The 19708-nt window shown below is 68.1% G+C and carries 17 protein-coding genes; 7 read left to right on the top strand and 10 right to left on the bottom strand.

Annotated features, from left to right (window positions below; translation table 11 throughout):
• Positions 1–50: 50 nt before the first annotated feature.
• Positions 51–917: an SMP-30/gluconolactonase/LRE family protein gene (locus ACMCNO_RS12905; protein ID WP_412749651.1), complete on the bottom strand. Its 867-nt coding sequence runs from the start codon at positions 915–917 to the stop codon at positions 51–53.
• 368 nt (positions 918–1285) lie between these two features.
• Here ACMCNO_RS12905 and ACMCNO_RS12900 point away from each other — a divergent pair, with 368 nt between their 5' ends.
• On the top strand, positions 1286–2443 hold the full coding sequence (locus ACMCNO_RS12900; RefSeq protein WP_412749650.1) for an MFS transporter: 1158 nt from the start codon (positions 1286–1288) through the stop codon (positions 2441–2443).
• 277 nt (positions 2444–2720) lie between these two features.
• Here ACMCNO_RS12900 and ACMCNO_RS12895 read toward each other — a convergent pair whose 3' ends face one another.
• The 6 genes from ACMCNO_RS12895 to ACMCNO_RS12870 all read right to left on the bottom strand — a co-directional run bounded on the left by ACMCNO_RS12895 (position 2721) and on the right by ACMCNO_RS12870 (position 9588).
• Entirely contained in the window at positions 2721–3251 is a 531-nt protein-coding gene (locus ACMCNO_RS12895) for a hypothetical protein (RefSeq protein WP_412749649.1), read from the bottom strand.
• A 152-nt stretch (positions 3252–3403) separates the two neighbouring features.
• Positions 3404–5845, bottom strand: a complete 2442-nt coding sequence (locus ACMCNO_RS12890; RefSeq protein WP_412749648.1) for a hypothetical protein — start codon at positions 5843–5845, stop codon at positions 3404–3406.
• A gap of 5 nt (positions 5846–5850) precedes the next feature.
• Positions 5851–6171 carry a WXG100 family type VII secretion target gene (locus ACMCNO_RS12885; protein WP_412749647.1) on the bottom strand — a complete coding sequence of 107 codons (321 nt, stop codon included), beginning with the start codon at positions 6169–6171 and terminating at the stop codon, positions 5851–5853.
• Between the two features lie 320 nt (positions 6172–6491).
• Positions 6492–7661 carry a type VII secretion-associated serine protease mycosin gene (gene mycP, locus ACMCNO_RS12880; protein ID WP_412749646.1) on the bottom strand — a complete coding sequence of 390 codons (1170 nt, stop codon included), beginning with the start codon at positions 7659–7661 and terminating at the stop codon, positions 6492–6494.
• Positions 7658–9181, bottom strand: a complete 1524-nt coding sequence (locus ACMCNO_RS12875) for a hypothetical protein (protein WP_412749645.1) — start codon at positions 9179–9181, stop codon at positions 7658–7660. Before ACMCNO_RS12875 ends, mycP begins: the two co-directional genes overlap by 4 nt.
• Positions 9181–9588, bottom strand: coding sequence for a hypothetical protein (locus ACMCNO_RS12870; protein ID WP_412749644.1), 408 nt, complete (start codon positions 9586–9588; stop codon positions 9181–9183). The genes ACMCNO_RS12875 and ACMCNO_RS12870 overlap by 1 nt, the downstream gene beginning before the upstream one ends.
• Before the next feature lie 704 nt (positions 9589–10292).
• On the opposite strand from ACMCNO_RS12870, the gene ACMCNO_RS12865 reads away from it, so the two are divergent.
• Entirely contained in the window at positions 10293–11570 is a 1278-nt protein-coding gene (locus ACMCNO_RS12865; RefSeq protein WP_412749643.1) for an IS110 family transposase, read from the top strand.
• Positions 11571–12107: 537 nt separating this feature from the next.
• On the opposite strand, the gene ACMCNO_RS12860 is transcribed toward ACMCNO_RS12865, so the two are convergent.
• Both ACMCNO_RS12860 and ACMCNO_RS12855 read right to left on the bottom strand, forming a co-directional pair.
• The gene (locus ACMCNO_RS12860) at positions 12108–13373 is read right to left on the bottom strand and encodes a calcium-binding protein (protein ID WP_412749642.1); all 1266 of its coding nucleotides are present in this window, start codon (positions 13371–13373) and stop codon (positions 12108–12110) included.
• Positions 13370–13579 (bottom strand): hypothetical protein, encoded by a 210-nt coding sequence (locus ACMCNO_RS12855; RefSeq protein WP_412749641.1) that lies wholly within the window; start codon positions 13577–13579, stop codon positions 13370–13372. Before ACMCNO_RS12855 ends, ACMCNO_RS12860 begins: the two co-directional genes overlap by 4 nt.
• 622 nt (positions 13580–14201) lie before the next feature.
• On the opposite strand from ACMCNO_RS12855, the gene ACMCNO_RS12850 reads away from it, so the two are divergent.
• The 5 genes from ACMCNO_RS12850 (at position 14202) to ACMCNO_RS12830 (ending at position 18569) form a co-directional block, all read left to right on the top strand.
• A complete protein-coding gene (locus ACMCNO_RS12850) occupies positions 14202–14537 on the top strand; it encodes a hypothetical protein (RefSeq protein WP_412749640.1) in 336 nt (111 codons plus the stop codon).
• Positions 14509–15183: a hypothetical protein gene (locus tag ACMCNO_RS12845; protein ID WP_412749639.1), complete on the top strand. Its 675-nt coding sequence runs from the start codon at positions 14509–14511 to the stop codon at positions 15181–15183. Before ACMCNO_RS12850 ends, ACMCNO_RS12845 begins: the two co-directional genes overlap by 29 nt.
• Before the next feature lie 479 nt (positions 15184–15662).
• Positions 15663–16937, top strand: a complete 1275-nt coding sequence (locus tag ACMCNO_RS12840; RefSeq protein ID WP_412749638.1) for an MFS transporter — start codon at positions 15663–15665, stop codon at positions 16935–16937.
• A gap of 103 nt (positions 16938–17040) precedes the next feature.
• Positions 17041–18012, top strand: a complete 972-nt coding sequence (locus ACMCNO_RS12835; RefSeq protein ID WP_412749637.1) for a phosphotransferase family protein — start codon at positions 17041–17043, stop codon at positions 18010–18012.
• A complete protein-coding gene (locus tag ACMCNO_RS12830; RefSeq protein WP_412749636.1) occupies positions 17898–18569 on the top strand; it encodes a GNAT family N-acetyltransferase in 672 nt (223 codons plus the stop codon). Before ACMCNO_RS12835 ends, ACMCNO_RS12830 begins: the two co-directional genes overlap by 115 nt.
• A 196-nt stretch (positions 18570–18765) precedes the next feature.
• Here ACMCNO_RS12830 and ACMCNO_RS12825 read toward each other — a convergent pair whose 3' ends face one another.
• Complete coding sequence (locus tag ACMCNO_RS12825; RefSeq protein ID WP_412749635.1) at positions 18766–19611, bottom strand: CapA family protein; 846 nt, start codon at positions 19609–19611, stop codon at positions 18766–18768.
• Positions 19612–19708 lie beyond the last annotated feature (97 nt).

The raw sequence follows: 19708 nt of genomic DNA, 5'->3' as shown, positions 1-19708 counted from the left end.
TCGTCTCCGTTCGTGAGCAGGCGTTAGTGACAGTGCGCCGGGCCTAGCGGTCACCCGGCGAAGGCGTGGTCGAGCCGGCCCCGCACCCCCGGGCGACACCGGAAGACGCCGCCCGCATGTGGTTCATGGGCAGCCTCTTGCGCATCGCGGTCGATCGCCGCCGTCGTAACGTAGAGTTCGTCCAGGTCCGTGCCGCCGAATGCGCAACTGGTGACCTTTCTCGCGGGGAACTCGATGAGGCCGTCGAGCCGACCCGCCGGGTCGTATCGCCGCACCGCGCCACCGCCGAAGGTGGCGATCCAGACGTATCCATCGGCATCCACCGTCAGGCCGTCCGGCTCGCCCTCTTCCGGGCTCAGCCGCGCGAATGTGCGCCCCCCGCTGAGGCAACCCGAACTTAGATCGAAGTCGAAGGCCTGGACCCGAAACGTGCGGCTGTCGTTGTAGTACATGGTGTTGTTGTCAGGACTCCACCCGATACCGTTCGAGATGGTCACGCCGCCGAGGACCCGCACGTGCGAATAGTCGGGCAGGACTGTGTACAGACTGCCGGCCGCGGGCGTCGAGGCCATCGAGCCCACCCATAGTCGCCCCGCGGCATCGCACTTTGCGTCGTTCAGGCGATTCCCAGGCACGTCGCCCTCGAGGTCGCACACCATCGTCGGTGGGTTCACACCATCCCACACCGCCACCCCATCGCGGAGTGCCAATACGAGGCCGCCGCTAGCCCGCGGCACCGCTGCGCCCACCGGCTGACCTATCCGGAGCGATTCGAGATGGTTTGTCTGCGGAGAGTAACGGTGGACGACGCCGCTGACGATGTCCACGAAGACCAGCTGGCGAGCGGCAGCATCCCACCACGGCCCTTCGGCCAGCTCTGCGCGCAGATCGACGACGATTTCGACGTCGCAGTCCATTCAAGGCTCCTCGGTAGGCCGCACGCACGGACAGGTCCCGGCAGATCCGCGATCGCACTGACAGCGTAGGCAGGCTGTCGATCATAGTGAAACCGATTGGGCCCCGGCCGGGTGCCATCCGTCGATGCCGCCAGACACGCCTCGGCCAGCTGCCGCTTTCTCGGAACTTCGCGCTCCCCGCGTCCACAGAGGTCGTGAACGCCAGGCATCCCCTAAACTCGGCACAGCTGCCCTGACTCACTCCCCAACCGTGATCGACGTCTGTGCGGCGAGCGGTTCACCCGCCGTGACATCGATGGTTAGATACCTTCGTGATCTCGCGTCTTCGGCTGCCAACCGGGCCACCCCGAACCTTGGCAACCATCACCTTGGCGAACACGACCGGCTCGGGCCTCTGGCTCACATCCAGCGCCTTGTATCTCACGACCATGGTGGGTCTGACGCCCACGGAGGTGGCCCTAGGGCTGTCCGTGTCGGCATTGGTGTCCCTGGTGGCCAGCACGCCGATGGGATACATCGCCGACCGGTACGGCCCTCGAATGTTGCAGGTGTGGTTCTATTTGGCGCTGACCGCCCTCTCCGCCGCGATGCTTCTCGTGACCTCCGTCGGCGGCTTCATCCTGGTCGCGTCCCTGACTGCCCTGGCAGACGCCGGACAACGCGGTGCGCGCCAGGCGACCATCGCCAGAGTGATCCCGCGCGAAGAACTCGTCCGTACCCGAGCCTTCTTCCGCTCCACCGCCAACGTCGGGCTGACCCTCGGTTCGTCCGTGGCCGGAATCGGCCTTGCGGTGGGCACGCCAGTGGCCTACCGCGCCCTCATTCTGGGCAATTCGATTAGCTACCTGGTCATCGCGTGGCTGGCTCTTCGTCTGCCCGACATCGCTCCTACACCAAGAAAAACCAGCGGTCCCCGACTCACCTCGCTTCGCGACAAGCCCTTCCTGGCATTCGTTGCACTCGACGGAATGATGTCGATGCACCACAACATCCTAAGTCTCGTCCTCCCGCTCTGGATAGCCCAATACACCGACGCTCCGCACTGGCTCATCGCCGTCTGTGTCATCGTCAATACAGCGATGGTGGTTCTCTTCCAAGTACGCATGTCTCGTGGAACAGAGGAGGTGGCTGGAGCAATCCGGGCGTTCCGCAGCGCGGGCGCGTTAATCGCAGTGTCCTGCCTTGCGTTCGCGTCCAGCTCATTCGGACCACCACCACTGACGATCGGGCTCATCCTGGTCGGGGCGTTCTTGCACGTCACTGGGGAACTCCGTCATTCCGCCGCCGGATGGGGCCTGTCCTATGAGCTCGCGTCCGCTGATGAGCAGGGGCAGTACCAGGCGACCTACGCTATGGGTCTGCAGCTCGGCGGCATGGCCGCGCCGATCGTTCTAACCTCACTCGTTCTCGGTTTGGGTGGAGCCGGGTGGCTTCTCGTCGCCGTACTGATGTTGGCGCCTGCTGCGGCCATCCGCCCAGTCGTTCGGTGGGCCCGTCGGCGAACGACGGTCAGCGTTGGGCATTGAGAGTTGAGTGCCCCTATGACTCTGGGGACCGCTCGCGCGGCACACAGCTGTTAGGCGAAGCCCCGGGTGCTGCCTGCCGACCATCCGGAACGGGACCCAGAGTGGCCCGGGCTCCGATGGGAGAACGAGCACGCCGAGCAAGGCCGTTGCCTCGCCGAACCGCCACGCGACAACCTCGCGGTCATTGAACCGAGTCGGATTGTAGGCACCGACCCGGGCGGGGGTTGGAATCGCTTCAGTCAGATTCCTGGGCGGCGTCGCATGAACGCGTGTTCTGTCAGGGTTGGTGCTGGGCCCATTTCGTGCACTGCGCGCCGTACTTCGCTTCGCGGGTTCCATCGTTGTCGATCAGTCCGTCGACGCGCCAATGGTGTTCGCCGTCGCCGCTCTCGACGTTCTTCATCTGGTACGACTCGAGGTTCGCCCGGTCCTTGCGGACCTGGGGGCTGTCCTTGGCGTGGCGCCAGTAGCCGTGGTCCGTGCAGAACGTCACGGTTGCCTGGTCGGCGCCGTTCTTCTCGACACCCATGACTTTGACCCAGATCGGACCGATCATCGGGTTCTCGGCCGCCGAGATCTTCGCGTACGGCGCGAGAAGCTTTTCGTACCGTTCCTCGGTGACGGTGAACCGTCCGATCGGGATGATCGGTGTCCAGTCGGTCGCCTGGTCCAGCCAGTATTCGAACGCGAGGCCCCGTCGGGCGGCGAGGACCTCGTCGGTGTCCGGCGCCCCCGACAGGTCCCAGGTGATCGGTAGATCCTTGGTGCCGTCCATCGGCAGTTTCCGGTACGCCTCCTCGAAGGTCATGGAAGACCCGGCAGCGCTGCTCGAGGCGGCCGACGGTGAGGTCTTGTCCCCGGGCCGGCTGCCGTCGGTACAACCCGCCATAGCAGAGCCCATCGTCACGGCAACGATCGCGACGGCGAACACCTTCGGCCGGGGCGAGCCAGTATCGATTCTCACTTGGACGTGTCCTTCCAATGCTGGAGGGTGTCCCTCGCCCAACCGTAGCCGTTCTGATAGGAGACCCCTGCGTGGGTGCCGGCGACACCCACCGTGCTCTCACCAAAATGAAGTTTGTAGTCCTGCCAGGCCCGTTGATCCTTGGCGGTCCACTCGCTCACCGGCTTCAGCTCCCCGTTTGAGGTGAAGTTGTCTGGCAAGTGTTCGAGTTTGCCGGAGTGGTAGAGGGCATACTCGGTGAGGTCGACCGAGGTGGTACGTCCGGCGCCGAGCATGGCGCCGACCTCGTAGGTCGCCTGGCCGTGGTTGTCGACCTTCGCCTGTTCCTCGGCCTTGGTCATCAGGTCGCTGACGAACTCGTTGGCCAGGTCACCGACGACGGGTACCGGGATCTTGCTGGTCGCCTTTCCCATGACCTCGTCGACCACGCGACCGACGACCTTGTACCGGTCCTCGACGCCCTGGTTGTACTTCTCGTCCAGCTCGGCGCTGGTCGCGTGGTGGGCCTCGGACGCCCCGAAGTCGACAGCGCCCAGCACGCTGCCGTAGCGGTGCGAGACGGTCTCCATCGCACGGAGGTTGCCAGCGAGGTCGTCGTGCGGATTCTGCTTGCCGGACAGGATCTCGCTGTACTGGCCCGTGGCGTACGCCGCCTCGGCCTTGGCGATGGTGTCGTGCGCACCCGGGTCCTTGCCGAGGTCGGCCAGGAATCGCACCAGGTGGTTCCGGTCGACGTTGACGTGCTGGTCGTCGCCGGCCAGGACGTGGTTTCCCTCGGCGATGTTGCGGTTCACGTCGTCGATGTACGCCGACATGATGTGGCCCATCGAGCCGCGCAGCTGTGGGTTGATCACATCGGTGGTCGCGAAGTCGCCGGTCTTGCCGTGGCCCGGGGTTTCGCCGTTGCCGTAGCCCATGGCCTGCTCGTCGACGTTGGTCTCGTAGATGATCGACTCGACGAGGCGTTGCGCGTCCGGCCCGGGATGGTCGATCGTGGCGTGCTCGAGAGCAACACCGAACTTGTCGAGAGCGCCGTTCTTGTAGTCCCCGCCATGCTGCGCCAGCTCCGTATACCAGCCCGGCCCGCCGGGGTGGTCCGCGGTCGCGCTCCAGTCCCGGTCGGTGAGCAGGTAGTCGAGCCGGGGCAGCCGACCGCCGTCGGGGCCGTCGCCGGTGTAGCTGGTGACACCGGTGAGCAGGTCCCGAGTGGCGTCACCGTTGCGGGACAGGGCATCCATCAGGCCGTTCATCGGGTCGTAGCCGGCCGGCACCGGGTTGTCGTCGTGGCTTTGAGTCCAGTCCAGGCGCACGTTCTCGCCGCGCACGTCCGTCCACAGGGCGCTGTTCCTGCCCTGGGACATCTCGAAGTCGGTGATGTCGCCGCCGACGGCGGACAGGAACTTCGCGTCGTAGTCGCCGTTGTGCAGCAGCGGGCCGAGCAGCTGGTAGCCGTAGACGCCCTCGAGGTGCCGCGCCGGGCTGGAGGGATCACCGATGTCCATCTTGCTGCGCCCGGCGACCATCAGATCGGACATCCACTGGCCGGACAGCTCGTACTCGCCGGGCACGTACTGTTCGCCCCGCGGGCCGGTCTGGGTGCCGGTCGCGTGGGTCGCGGTGCCCAGCATCGCACCGAGACCGTTCTGCAGGTCCCGCACGTCGTCGGCGGTGTGGCGGTTGAACAGCATGCCGTCGGCGTCTTTGCCGGGATTGTCGAGCTGCAAGGTCGCCAGCGTGCCGCTGAGTTCCAGCATGCCCTTGGGCCCGAGGTCGTTGAGGAACGTGTAGGCGAAGATGTGGTCCTTGCCGTACGTCTTGACCAGGTCCCGCAGTTCGTCGAGCTCCGCGGCGGTCGGCTCATACGTCGGATCTTTGATCTTCTTCGCCAGCTCCTCGGCCCGGGCGATCTTGTCGGGCGGGGCGGCGCCGAAACCGTACTGCACCGACGGCACATTGCCGTTGATGGTGGCGGCGGTCGCGTCATCCTGCGCCTGCGCCCGCGCCACGACCGTACGCAACTCATTGAGCAGTTCGCCGGTCTCCCGGCCGGTCTGCTCCAGGTTGCCACCCATGTACGCGGACGCGGGCGCGGTAATCGTGCCGGCCGCCGTGTCCACGGTGTACCCGGCCTGCCTTGCCGACGCGACAATCCCCTCGGCCACGTTCCGCAGCCCCACCATCGCGTACGCGTGCTCGTCGAGCACATCACCCAGAGACTTCGCCGGCAGATAGGTGTTGGTCACCTCGCCCCGCAGGCTGGCGACCTTCTCCGCGGCGGCGGCCGAGCCGGGGCCCTGCGACCACGCCTCACCCAGGTCACGGGTACCGCTGATCATCTCGTCGGAAGCGTCATCGACACTTTGGGCCAGCCGATGCCACGCGTCGGCCGCTGAATGCCACGGCCCCGGGTCGAACCAGAGCAGTTCCTGCAACGTCATGCCGCTCACCGGCCCAGCCCCGCCCCGCTGCGGTGCAGCTTGTGAGCGTTCGCCTCGTCGGTGGCCCGGTATTCCTGCGCCGCGCTGACCAGACTTTTGCCGCAGTCATCGACTTGGCCGGTGAGTCGCCGCAAATCGGCATGCCACACCTTTTCGGCGGCCTGCGCCGCGGCAGCGGCGGCAGAGCCCGACAGTCCTGTGGGCGCCAGACCGGAGCCGGCCGCCTTCACCGCCTCCCGCAATGTCGCGGCGACCCCTGCCACACTTTTTCCGATACCGCGCAACGCCTCGACGTCAACCTCGAAACCCCCCGGTTGCACCGGCACCTCCCCCGTCCCGACTGCGGACCCGCCACCCTACCCGAGCGACCTGCCCCTGTGGGGACGGTTGACCAGGGCGACGACGGCCGTCGATCCTTGTGCTGTTCGACCGTTCGCCGGCGCTGGAGCGGTAGTCCACCGACGCCCGATCCGGCGGGTGATCACACTGGTTTCTGACTCGCGTTTCTGTCTCGCGGCCCCGCGTATGCCGGCGCTGCAGCAGGTGGTGAACGGTGCTCTTGATCGGACACGGCTTAACCGAACGCTGTCTGTTGACTACGTACCGAATGCTGCGGACGCTGAGTCGGGTCGCGGAAACCCGGATGTCACGGTTTGCGGTGTCGGCGGCTACGGAGGACCAGCCAGACGGGCAGGCCGACAATCAGGCCGATCACGATGCTGAGGACGGCGACGACCACGCCGATGGCCGTCCAGTTGACTGCGGCCGCCTTGCTTGTGGAGGGGGCTGCTGCGGTGTTGGCGTTCGTCGTCGGATCCGGGAGCGGGGCTGCCGAGCTGCTCGGGGCCGCGGAAGGCTGCCCGGCGCTGGCGGGAACGTCGGCGGTGAGTGCGGCGACGAGGTCGAGCGCGCCGTAGCCGTAGTCGCGGTCGCGGCCGGGGGCGCCTTTGTCGGTGGCGGTGGCGGTGAGCCGGTGTACGACCTCGGCGGCGGACAGGTCCGGGTATTTGGCGCGGATCAGTGCGGCGGCGCCGGCGACGATCGCGGTGGCGTCGCTCGTTCCTCTGGACTCGACGTAGCCGCCGTCGTTGTCGGTGGTGGCGATGTCGATGCCGGGCGCGACCAGGGTCATCTCCGGGCCGGTGATGGTCAATGGGGCTACTTTGCCGTCACGTCCGGTCGCGCCGACCGCGACGACACCCGGGTACTTGGCCGGGTACTGCAGGAAGACGTCCCTTGGGCGGTTGCCGGAGCTGGCGACGAGCACGATGTTCGCGTCGATTGCCTGCTGGATGGCGCGTTGGAGGGGTCCGTCGGGTGTGTCGCTGAAGGACATGGAGATGACGTCGGCGTGTTGGCGGACGGCTTCGGTGATGGCGTCGGGGATCTTGGTGGTGGGCCGGTTGTTGTCGTTGAGAACCCGGATGGGCAGGATCTTGGCTTTCGGTGCGATGCCCAGGACACCGTCGGCGTCACCCCGGCCGTGGCCGTGCCCGGCGATGATCCCGGCCATGCCGGTGCCGTGTCCATCGGTGTCCACCCACCCCTTGGTGCCCGCCTCGCGGTAATCGACGCCGGGCAGGACGTTGCCGGCCAGATCCGGGTGATCGGCGCGGACGCCGGTGTCGACGACCGCGACCGTGACGCCCTCACCCTGACTGACCTTGTGAGCGGCGGTGACGTGCAACGCGTCCAGATGCCACTGGCGCTCCCGGATCGAGTCCGCGAGCGCCGGTGACGCACCCACGAGGACCAGCAGAACCCCGCTGGCCGCTGCGGCGGCCAGGCGGGTGAAGCGGTGTCGCGGTGGGTTCACCGGTGCAATCCGATGATGCCCGGTCCGGGATCGACCTGGCCGCTCGACTGCTCAGGTGCGATCACCGGGTCGACGCCCTCCGCAGTCTCCCACGGGTTGTCAGGATCCCACCGCTGCCCGTCAGCCGGCTCGCCGCCGCGACCCCGGCGTCCACCCGGAGCGCCAGCCATCCCCGCCGATCCGGCGACGCGGCCGCCGGGACCACGGCCGGGGCTACCGGCCGAAGCCTCGTGCTGCTGGCCGATGACCCCACCGACCGGATTGATCCTCGGCCGGGCGCCGGCTCCAGCCCCCAGGCCGCCGCTGCCCGCGCCGCCCAGGCCGGGAATCCCGCTCGTGCCTCGGATGCCACCCGGACCCGGGACGCCGCCCTGGCCGGAGATCCCGCCTGCGCCGGGGACGCCGCCGATAACACCGTTGCGCAGGCCACCGAGCGGGCCGCTCGAGTTAGGCAGTGCGCCGGGCCGCCCGGCAGGGACACCACCAGCGATCCCCCCGCCGGGCCCGACCGGGCCAAAGCCTGCCACCGGCCCGGCAAGACCGGGCAGCAGTCCCGGCAACCCGCCCCCGGCAGCCGGGGGCGGTGCGGGTACGGGTCCGACCCCTGGGGCCGGCACCGGATGGACCGGCGCAGGCAGCACCGGCGCGGCGATGCCACCCGCCAGGGCCGGCCCGCTCCCGGACAGCCCGGGATGAACGCCAGACGGAACCGGATGCGCGCCGCCGATCGGTGACGGCACGCCGCCGCCCCCACTGCCGCCAAGCGTGGGCGTGTCACCGTCGGGGGAAGTACGGGTGTGCGCCGGCGGGTCGATGCGCGGCGGCCGCACAGCCCCACCGGTCGACCTACCGCCCGAACCACCGATTTTCTGTTCGCCGGCTGCTTGGCTGGGGCTTACCTTCGGCGGTACGTACGGTGTCGGCGGCTGGATCCGGGCGGCGCCGTCCTGCGCCGCCCCGGCCAGCGACGTCATCTCCTGCCGTACACGCTGGGTCAGCTCGTCCTGACGACCGTCAGCGACCGGCGGATCCGAGAACAGCCGCTTCGCACCCTCGGCGATGCTCTTGCCGAAGGGGATGTCCTTGGCGCCATCACCGAACTCATGGACGTCCTGCTCGTACTTGGCCAGAGCACTCTCGTTGGCGACGTACTCGTCGTACAGCGGCTTCACCGCCTTGTGGGACGCGACGATCGCGTCGCTGACAAGGTTGATGTGCAACACGTTCACCGCGCAGGTCAACGCAGTGTCACCAACCGCCGTGATCAGCCGGTCGAGTTCCACGAGATAGGCGTTCGACGCCGCGTTCGTCTCAGGCGGCCACCGATCCGCGAGCTGTGCCCGCGCATTCCTCAAGGCCTGCTGATGCGCGCTCAGCATCTGCTGGGCCCGGTTCAGCGCATCGACCTGAGCATGACTGGGCGCCAGGCTCGACTGCGCGGCATCAACCATGGCGAACAACTGCTTCACGTCGAACCCGCTGTAATTGGAACCCGCGATGAAGCGTCCCACCTCCGCCATCAGAGGTCTCCCGCCGGGATCGTCGAGGACAGCGGTGCCAGGGCCTGCGGTGGCGCCACCATGATCTCGTGAACGTCCTCCACCCTGGCCTTCGAGAAGGCATCCGCATCGCCGTAGTCCTGGGCGATCTGCTCCGCCGCAGTGGTGACGGCCTGCGTACCCTGATCGAGGTTGAACAACGCGTCACTGGTGCCCTGCAAGCTGGCATGCAGAGCATCCTGCAGACCGACCCAGGCACCTCCGGCGATCGACGCGCCCAGGGTCGCCCCCGGCTGCACCGCGTCATGCACCTTCGGCACCTGCACCCGGAAGCTGTCCTCCAACTCCCCACGCAAACTCGCGGCGACCTGCTTCAGGCCATCGATCTCCACCGCAATCTGCTGCATCGCCCCATCAGCCGGCAACATCGCCCAACCCCTCCCCGCAGGTGTGTCGCGCTATCCAGCAGGGCCACCCTACAGAACCGGAAACGACTGCATCGGCCCACAAGATCGAAATCTACGCAGCGTGACAGTTGGGGCACGAGACGTGCGGACCGCTCGCAGAGCAGGAACACGCATCCGACCACATGGAGGATGACGCGCCGCGGCACCACGACATTCAACGATGACAAATGGGGCACCGCGCACGCTCCACCTGCTCAACACCGTTCCGACGACATTCGCCCAGAGGACGCTGGGCCAGGACGACAAGGTAGATGGGGACTGCCGACTGAACGCCACCCGGATCGCCAGGGCATCCCGGGCTGGATCAAGGTCAACGTCCGCGCCGGGTTTCAGGAGATCTGAGACTGCACGAACGATCATCTGGACGGCACGGCAACGATGCCCTTCGAGGGGGCGCCGAACACCAGCGGCGCGAGCGAGATATCGCACCTGGCGATTCACAAGTAGTCCTTCGTGTGCTTTCTGCACGCCCTGACCGGCGGGAAAATGGGGGCGGTTGCCCGCCGACGGCGTCGCGGCTTGGTCTGTGAGACCGTCAAGTAGTCTGACGCTGGGAGCCGGTTTCCAGGGCCCTGCATTGTTGCCTCGAGCACGCGAGTCCGCCTCTGTTCTTCCCTCGGCCCCGCGGGCAGCCACCTGATGGTGTCTGCCGCGAGGAGCCAGGAATGGAAGCAACCGTAGAAGCGACCGAACTGGTCGAGCGGGTCGCCGCGTTGGACATCGGCAAAGCCGTTCTGACGGCGTGTATCAGGATCCCTCATGAGAGCACTGCGGGCCGGCGCCGTCAGGAGGTCGCCGAGTACGCCACGACCACCGGGTCGCTGCTGCGTCTGGCCGATCGGTTGCGTGGGCTCGGGGTGACCCGGGTGGCGATGGAGGCCACCTCGGACTATTGGAAGCCGGTGTTCTATCTCCTCGAAGCCGAGGGGTTACAGTGCTGGCTGCTCAACGCCACCCACGTGAAGAACGTGCCGGGCCGGCCCAAGACCGACAAGTTGGACGCGGTGTGGTTGGCCAAGGTCGTCGAGCGAGGAATGTGCGCACCGAGTTTCGTCCCGCCGAAGCCGATCCGCCGGTTACGTGACCTCACCCGGTATCGCCGGTCGCTGATCCGCGATCGGACCCGGGAGAAGCAGCGTCTGGAGAAGCTCCTGGAAGACGCGCAGATCAAGCTGTCGGTGGTCGCCTCCGACACCTTCGGCGTCTCCGGCCGGGCGATCCTGGCCGCGCTGATCGGCGGGCAACGCGACCCCCACGTGCTGGCGGAGATGGCCCGTGGTCGGCTCCGCGCGAAGATCCCCCAACTGCGGGAGGCGTTGACCGGCCACTTCGCCGAACATCACGCGTTGCTCTGCGCCAAGATGCTTGAACGCATCGACGCCATGACCGCAGACATCGCCGACTTGAACGCCGTGATCGAGGACGTGATCAGCCCATACGCGGCGCAGGTTCAGCAACTCGACGAGGTCACCGGCATCGGTGCCAGCTGCGCCCAGGAACTCATCGCCGAACTCGGGTTCGACATGAGCGTCTTTCCCACCGCCGCGCATCTGGCGTCCTGGGCCCGGTTCGCTCCCCGCGCGAAGCAGTCCGCCGGCCGAACGAAACCGGCGACCACTGGCAAAGGCAATCCATGGCTGGCCAGCACCCTCGGGGAGATCACCGCGGTACTGGCCCGCAGCGACACCTTCCTCGGCGAACGCTATCGACGCCTATCGCGACGCCGAGGCAAGATGCGAGCAATCGTCGCGACCGGCAACTCGATCCTCACCGTCGTCTGGCACCTGCTCGCCGATCCTGCCGCCCGCTACCACGACCTCGGATCGGGCTTCCACGACACCCGCTACCACCAACGACACCAACACAACCTGATCCACCAGCTCGAACGCTTGACCGGCCAGCAGGTCACCCTCACCACCCGCACCGAGCCAGCCCTCGCATAACACCCGCACCCACCGTCAAGGTCAGCCAGCAACAAACCCGCCGGGGCTCCGCCCCGGCGCTGCCGCCTGCCTACTCACTGCCTATTTTCGAGTCAGCAGCGAGGACACACCAACATCCACTTCACGGTGGCCGACTACTTCCACCATCTCCGCTGACACCGACGAACTGCGGCCGCCTCGCATGACCTGATGGACCTCGTCGTGTGGTCCGGGCCGCACATCGCACTCCGCACCAGATTGTGCGGTGCTGGTGCGGCCCCCGTAGCGGTGGTTGGTCACTGCGGAGAGACCTCATCTGGTGATAGCCGCTACGAGGGCCGTGTTTCAAGATCCTACGCATAGGTACACTGTGGATGCCGAGGCTGCGGTTCCCCCGTGCCGCCGCCTCGGCTTCATGCGTTGCACGGCGAAACTTGACCTGCCTTCGAAAGGGTAGATGCGGCCCTGCACCTCGTCCGGGAACTCGCGCTGCAGCGCCTGGTTGGAGCGCCCGGTCGCGAGTAGGCCAGGTTCGGGGTGACACGGCGCCGTCAGCGCCTACCGCTCGCAGTTGACCACGGTGCCGCTGTCCGATGGCTGGCACAGGTCGCCAACGGGTCCGTTCGGGCCGCCGTCGAGCCGGTCGGTAGCGTCGCCGTCGAGCTCGTCGTCGCCGTCCTCACCGTAGATACTGTCGCGGCCCTCGAAACCGGAAAGCGTGTCGTTGCCGGCGCCGCCGCGGATGATGTCGTTTCCGGCCCAACCCCAGATCTCGTTCGCGGCCGCGTTGCCGGTCAGCCGGTCATTGCCGGAACCGCCGATGAGGTCCTCGACGTCGGCACCCACCGTGTCGTGCTCGCCTGCCTGGCCGTCGTCACCCTTCGCGCCGTCCAGGTCGACCACGACCGCCGTGGTGTAGTTCATGTAGTTCACCCGGTCCCGGCCCGGCCCACCCCGGATGATGTCGGCGCTCACCGGGCCCAAATCGAAATCGTCGCCGACGAGTTCGTCATCACCGGAGCCGCCGTCGATCACGTCGGCGCCGAGTTCGCCGCCCAGGATGTCGTCGCCCCCGTACCCCTTGATGATGTCGTTGCCGGGGCCGCCGAAGAGGATGTCTTGGTGGCTGGTGCCGTAGAGCCGGTCGTTGGCCTGGCCGCCCTGGATCTCCTCGACATCGGTCTTGATGGTGTCGTGCTCGCCCTTCATGCCGTCGTCGCCGGTGACCCCGTCGGCGTCGGCCGTGACCGGATCGTCGTAGCCGAAGTAATCGACCTTGTCCCGGCCGCTGCCCCCCGCGAAGACGTCGTGGTCCGTGTCGTCGGTGAAGGCATAGTCGTCGCTGAGGTACGCCTTCGAGAACATCCAGTCCATACCGGCGCCGCCGAACACCCGATCGTCGCCCGTCCAGCCGTCGAGGTAGTCGTCGCCGTTCTGGCCGTACAAGGCGTCGTCGTTCTCGCCGCCGTCGATGCGGTCGCCGCCGTCGCCGCCGTACAACCGGTCGTTGCCGTCCCACCCCTGGATGTCGTCCGAACCGCCGAGGCCGTAGATCTTGTCGTTTCCAGTGCCGCCGCGAAGCCTGTCGCGGCGCGGGCCCCCGGTGATGGTGTCGTTTCCGCTGCCGCCATCGGCGGTCATGCCGAGCCCCGTCTGGTTGACGATCGAGTCGGTCCGGTCATAGGTGTAGACCCGCACCCTGGTCGGCGTCTTCGACGTGGTGCACCGCACCTTGGTCTTGTCGCCCTTGACCGCTCGGCAGCCCCGGCCCGCCTTGACCGGCACTCGGTCGTCGATCGTGATGGTGTTGCCCGTGCGGGTCACGACGACCTTGTTCTGCTTGCCTTGGCGGCCTTGTACTGCACCTTCGTGGTCTCCACGACTGCGGCCAGGCCGGACGTGGCCGCCTGCGCGGGCGCGGCCACCACGCCCAGCGAGGCCGGGGTGAGCAGGGCCATTCCGATCGCGGCGAGGCGCGCGGAGTGCAGCATTGAGGTGATCTCCAGGTATCCGGTGGTCAGCCCCCGCACGCTGGCGACAATCACCGAACGGTACGGGCCCCAAAGACGGTCCCCGTATGTGACCTGGTGGTGCCAGGGGCGCCACCATGATCCTGGCCTGCACCGAGTATCGCTTCACGATCCTGGCCCGCAGCCAAGGACATTCGCACCTCGGGACTGGCCTCGGGTTGACACTCGCTCAGCGCTTCGGTTGGCAAAGCGTCCACCGGGTGGACGCGACCCGCCCGACACGGTCCGCCGTCCGATCCACCATTCCGGTAGCCAGCAGCTGATGAGCGACATCTCGACATGTGAGTGGTTCGCGACATGAATGTCAGCAACTCTGCGTAACAGTGATCTGGTGGTGTGCCGGTCTGGTCGTGACCCTGCGGCCGCGACGGCCGCGCTTGCCATTTCGCAGGCTCCGCCACCCAGATCCGCACGGAATGTATCGGACACGTAGCAGTTGGTAGCCAGTCCGGGTCCGGCGAGTCCGCCTCGGGACGGATGGCCACCGTTGATAGGCCGGGTGGCGATCCGCCATCGCGGTAGCGGTCAGTAACAGCACCTGCTGCGTTGAGCCGCGTTACGGGCACCTTTCGATACCGTTCGTCGTTCTGATCCACATCCCTCGCTTCTGCCCGGAGTACCGATGTTTCGTCCGACCCGTTCCTCCCTGCTGACCGCCACCGTGTCGCTGGCCGCCGGCCTGTTCGCACTACCGGCCCCCGCCTACGCCGCCGACACCACGGCCTCGCTGGACGCGACCGCGATGGCCGCGGCGCTCAAGACGGTCGCCGACGCCTCGACGGTCGCGGCCCGCAGCGGCTGGAAAGCCATCGAGACGTTCGGCGAGGGCTCGAAGTCGGCCTCGTCCTTGATGGTGGTCGACACCACGCACAAGATCGCATACACACGGTCCCGGTTCGGCAGCTACGAATACGCCATGTACGTCGTCGGTGGTAGGCATCTACCGGTCCCTGAATGAGCCGGACGAGCGGGCGGCGGTGAAGATGATGGGCCGCCCCCAGGTCCGCTACCAGTTCACCGCGATCCCGTCGTCGACCCTGGTCGACAACATCGGCGCCGGCGTGGAGACTCCGGCCGAGGCGCTCACCGACGACAGCGCGCACGCGGGCACCAAGACCGTGCACGACGACGGGTCCACCGACTACACCTACCACGACAGCGACGGCATGGCGATCACCCTGCACGTCAGCGCGGCGGGGACGCTGACCAGCAGCCGCGGCACCGGCGACGGCTTCACCGACACCACGGCGTACACCTACGGGGCGCAGCACGTGCCGCTGCCAGCCGCCTCGGTGACGATCAGCACGGCGACACTGGCCAGGGGCGTGGCGTACGTGAACATGACCGCCACCGTCGGCGAGGTCGCCTCCCAGGGCGCGGCCGACACCCGCCGAGCCGCGCACGGGCACCGGATCAAGGTCGCCGCGTTGCGCCGGACCGTCCGCCGGGACGCGGCCGACTTCAACCGCATGATGGGCGCCACGATAGTCAAGGTGACCACCGTGGACCGCGGCGTCAAGTTGCGCGCGAGGAACCCGTGGACCCACAAGAGGGTCTCGTTCACGGTCAAGGCCTACGGCAAGAAGATCGCCGTCAAGGGCTAATCCCTCCCCCTACACGACCGGAACCACAGGCTCCCAGGCAGCCTCGGTCCGGCCACTGCCAGACGGGCAGCGCCGTCGGTGGGGTGGCGCACATCAGCGCCACCCCACCGACAGTTCCCCAGCACCAGTGCGGCCACCTGGCAGATCGTGACGTGGCCAGCATGCTGTACCCCCACGATCTGGAAGTCGCCGAGCGCTGGCGGCGGCAGGGCATCGGCCGTGGACTGTTGCGGGCGTTCATGGAAGCTGGGGTGGAGTTCGGCGCCAGCAAGGTGTTTCCTCACGACCGGGCAGGACAACACGCCCGCCCGCCGCCTCTACGAAGCCATGGGAGCGGGGCTCGCAAACGCGAGGACTCACGGTGAACTAAACATCACCTGTCCGTGCCCTGGGAAGCGCTGAGCTGGGTTTTGTGGTCGCCGAGCGCCCGATCAGGCGCCACCGGGCAGTCTCTCCTCACTGTTCAGTACAGTGCTGCGGTGGCTCTCGGCTCCGACTTCCGGCGGTTGTGGGCCGCGTCCGCGGCCAGCGAGGCCGGGAGCGCTGTCGGCTTCGGCGCGATCCCGTTGGTCGCGATCCTCGTGCTGCAGGTCCCGGCCTGGCAGGTGTCGCTGCTGGCGACTGTGTCGGGCCTGGCAGCGGCCGCCATTGCCCTGCCCGCCGGGCCGTGGATCGAATTCCGCCGCAAACGGCCGATCATGATCGGCGCGGACCTGGCCCGGGCGGGCGCACTCCTCAGCATCCCGGCCGCGCTGGTGGCCGGCGCGCTCACCTACACCCACCTCGCTGCGGTCGCGGTCGTGCAGGCAGCCGGCGCGATCGTCTTCACCGCGGCCAGCGGCGCCCACCTCAAGGCTCTGGTGGATGCCGCGGACCGGACCGCTGCGACCGGGCGGCTGGAAGCGACGTTCTGGATTGCCAACAGCGCCGGGCCGCCGGTGGGCGGCGTGCTGATCTCGTGGCTCGGCGTCGCCGCGACGGTCAGTGTGGACGCGGTGAGCTTCCTGCTGTCCGCTCTGGGCATCCGCAGCATCGGTGGCCGTGAACCGGGGCCGCCGGCGCGCATCGCCGGGGCTGGCCGCCGCACTCAGATCGTGGCGGGCTGGCGCTACATCGCCGCGCACCCGGGCCTGCGCGCTCTGTTCCTCAACGCGCAGATCTTCGGCGCGGCGATGATGGCCGGATCTCCGCTGCTGGCCGTGTTGCTGCTGCGTGAGCTGCACCTGCCCGCCTGGCAGTACGGCCTCGCCTACGGGCTCCCGTGTCTCGGCGGGGTGTTGGGTGCGCTCGCGCTGACCCCTTTGACACGGCGATACGGGCAGCGCCTCGTCATGCTCGCCGCCGGAGTGGGTAGGGCATTGTGGGTGTGCCCGCTCGCGGCCGTCCCTGCCGGGCTCGGTGGCCTGCTGCTCGTGATCGGGCTGAGCACCCTGGCGCTGTTCGGCTCGGGATTGTTCAATCCGGCTTTCGCCGCCTACCGGATGGCCGTCACCGACGACCGGTACCTGTCCCGCGTCGGCGCCTGCTGGTCGATCACCTCACGCGTCAGCCAACCTGCCGGCATCGCGGCCGGTGGCGCACTGGCCGCCGTGGCCGACGTACGGACGGCGCTGCTGATCTGCGGCATCGGGGTCCTGTCCAGCGCTGCGTTCCTGCCCTGGCAAACCGCTCACGTCAACCCACCGCCGCTACCGGATGGCCGTCTCGGCGCCCCACCACCGACTCCGGCTGTCGCTCAGCGTGGCCAACAGTGACACCGTGCGATCCGCGTGGCCGTCCAAGGCCGACCGGCGGGGAATGACCCGTAACCATCTGCTGTGGCAGAGACCCGCCAGCGTGTCCGGCATACGATGCGGCGTGACGTTCACCCCTCGGGCCGCTTGGGCCGACACCCCGGAACCGGTGCGGACGGCCGTCGCCGAGGCGCTCGGCGCCACGATCGCCGGTCACACGGATCTGCACGGCGGTATGTCACCCGGCCCCGCCGCGGGCCTGCGACTGGCCGACGGACGACAGGTCTTCGTCAAGGCCGTGTCTGCTGAGGTCCGAGCACACAACCACACGATGATCCGTCAGGAGGCGGCGATCCTGGACGCCCTGCCGACGTCGGTGCCGGCGCCCCAACGCCTCGCCACCGTCGAACACGGGGACTGGATCGCCCTGGCCACCACCTGGGCCGTCGGCGCAACCGGAAAGTCATGGACCGATGCATCGATCGCGGCCGTCGCGACGGCATGCCGGACGGCGAACGGACACCTTGCACCGGGCACTCTGCCTCCGGTTGCCCAGCGCATCTTCGACTTCGACGGCTGGACACGCCTGCTTGAGATCGGTACGGGCGACGCCTGGGAGGCGGCGCACGCAGGGCCAGCCGCCGACCTGGTCGCCGGGTGGGAACGCTGGACGGCCGGCGACGCCTTGGTCCACCGCGACATTCGCCTCGACAACACGACGGTCGACGCCCAGAAACGATCGGCGGTGCTGCTCGACTGGGCGTACGCCGCTGCCGGTGCCCCGTGGATCGACCTCGCCCAGCTCGCGGCCGACGTGGTCGCCACCGGACACACCCTCGGCCAACCCGCGGCGACGGACCGGGCGTATCGGCTGCTGCGGACGCTGCCGCCCGAGGCATCGCGTTTCGTCGTGGGGTTGGCCGGAATGTGGTGCATCCGTGCCGCGACGATCCCGGACACCGTCATGCCGGGCATCTCCGCATGGCGCCACGCGAGATCAGCCGCGTTGCGCCCGTTGGTGACCCGCCTGATCGCCGACCTCCGCCCGGACCAGCCCGCCGGCCACACAAGGCGACCACGCAAGTCGGTCGGGTGAACTCAGACCAGCTCCATGCCGGTCCCTGCCCAAAGCGTGAGGTGATCAGCAGCGTGTCACCAGATCCGAACAGGGATGATCATGGGCGGACTCGGGCAGGATGCTTTCGTGATCATTCGTGTTGCGTCGGCCGACGTGGAGGCCTTCGAGGGGGCGGCCCGACGATTCTGCGGCGTTCGGGCGGCGCTGCCGGGTTCGCCCGGTCGCCGGGGACGATCGCGTTCATCGCCGCGGCGGATCACGACGTCCAGGGCTGGTGCTGGGGCTACCTGCTGCCCCGGCCGGATGGTGCCGGGATGCTGTACCTACACAATCTGGAAGTCGCCGAGCGCCGGCGGCGGCACGGCATCGGCCGTGAACTGCTGCGGGCATTCATAAAGGCCGGAGTGGAGCTCGGCGCCAGCAAGATGTTCCTCACGACCGGAGAGGACAACACCGCGGCCCGCCGCCTGTACGAATCCATGGGAGCGGGGCTCGCCACGCAAGGACCCACCGTGAACTACTGGTTCCCGCTGCCACCGACGTCCACCCGCCCGAACGCCACTGGATCCTCCTGAGCGCTATCGGGTCGCTCCCGGATCGGCCATTCGACGTCGAGATGGGTGTCATGCGCCACAACCGTGGTGCCGAGTTCCGCGGACAGCCGCGTGACGCGGTCCGCGATCGCTGTCCCGGCGTCGGCGGGCGTGAGTAGTTGGATCGTCCCGTGTTCGTCCGTGGCGGAGACGATGTGCAGGGTGAGGCACCGCTGTGCTACGTCGACGATGGCGAGAGGCCGGCGCCGCGGCCGCACATCGGTGGCCAGTCGAAGACCAGGTTGCCCAGGCCGTAGAGGATCGGGCGCGACCGGTGAAACTCGACGCCGTGCACGTCATGTGTGCCGTGCCCGGCGATGACGTCTGCCCCGGCGTCGATCGCGGCGTGCGCGATCTGCCGCTGGTAGTCGCACAGGCCGTCCCCGGGCACGCCCCAGTGCATCGAGAAGACCACGACATCGACCTGGTCGCGCAGCCTGCGCACGTCGTCGCGGAGGGCGGCGAGGTCGCCCGGATCGGCGACGGTGCACACCACAGGAGGACGCCCCGGCACCTCGGCGACACGCGGGTCGGGCCGGTAACTGGTTTCCGCCCGCGCCGTGGCGACGCCGGGCTGACGGTCGCCGGCGGCGTGGCCGTACGGGAAGAAGATGCTGGTGTAGGCCAGGAATCCGACCCGCGCGCCGGCTCGCTCGACGACCGCGGGTGAGCGCGCCGCCGCGCGGTCAACGCCGGCGCCGCAGTGCGCGATGCCGTACCGGTCGAGGACGTCGATGCTCGCCAGCGCCGCGGTCGGCGGGTAGTTGACGTTGTTCGCGCAGCTGACTACATCGATGCCCGCGGCGAGCAACCCGTCGACCATCCGTGGCGGGCTGTGGCGCCAACCCGGCTTGTGCGGGATGTCCGGGCTGAATGGATCGGCGGAGGGATCACACAGCGGGCCCTCCAGATTGACGAACCGAATGTCGGCGTCGGCCAACACCGACGCCAGCGGCTGCAACGCGGTGACCGGCGCGTCACGGTTGATGTTGACGTCGCCACCCAGGAGTATCCGCACGCCCATCCCCCGGTTCCTTCGTACCCGACCGCAGGCAGCCCGAACCGGTGAGCGTACACAGCGTGGGCCACGTGACCGCTTCAGGCTGCTGCGGCGCCTTGCG

This window comes from Krasilnikovia sp. M28-CT-15, from assembly GCF_047159595.1.
Lineage (GTDB): Bacteria > Actinomycetota > Actinomycetes > Mycobacteriales > Micromonosporaceae > Actinoplanes.
This window is presented reverse-complemented; position numbering and strand designations above follow the sequence as displayed.

Excerpts from the sequence above, each read along its gene's own strand:
- ACMCNO_RS12905 (WP_412749651.1), bottom strand. The coding sequence starts at position 917 with ATGGACTGCGACGTCGAAATCGTCGTCGATCTGCGCGCAGAGCTGGCC.
- ACMCNO_RS12895 (WP_412749649.1), bottom strand. The coding sequence starts at position 3,251 with ATGACCTTCGAGGAGGCGTACCGGAAACTGCCGATGGACGGCACCAAG.
- ACMCNO_RS12890 (WP_412749648.1), bottom strand. The coding sequence starts at position 5,845 with ATGACGTTGCAGGAACTGCTCTGGTTCGACCCGGGGCCGTGGCATTCA.
- ACMCNO_RS12875 (WP_412749645.1), bottom strand. The coding sequence starts at position 9,181 with ATGGCGGAGGTGGGACGCTTCATCGCGGGTTCCAATTACAGCGGGTTC.
- ACMCNO_RS12870 (WP_412749644.1), bottom strand. The coding sequence starts at position 9,588 with ATGTTGCCGGCTGATGGGGCGATGCAGCAGATTGCGGTGGAGATCGAT.
- ACMCNO_RS12865 (WP_412749643.1), top strand. The coding sequence starts at position 10,293 with ATGGAAGCAACCGTAGAAGCGACCGAACTGGTCGAGCGGGTCGCCGCG.
- ACMCNO_RS12850 (WP_412749640.1), top strand. The coding sequence starts at position 14,202 with ATGTTTCGTCCGACCCGTTCCTCCCTGCTGACCGCCACCGTGTCGCTG.
- ACMCNO_RS12830 (WP_412749636.1), top strand. The coding sequence starts at position 17,898 with ATGGCGCCACGCGAGATCAGCCGCGTTGCGCCCGTTGGTGACCCGCCT.
- ACMCNO_RS12825 (WP_412749635.1), bottom strand. The coding sequence starts at position 19,611 with ATGGGCGTGCGGATACTCCTGGGTGGCGACGTCAACATCAACCGTGAC.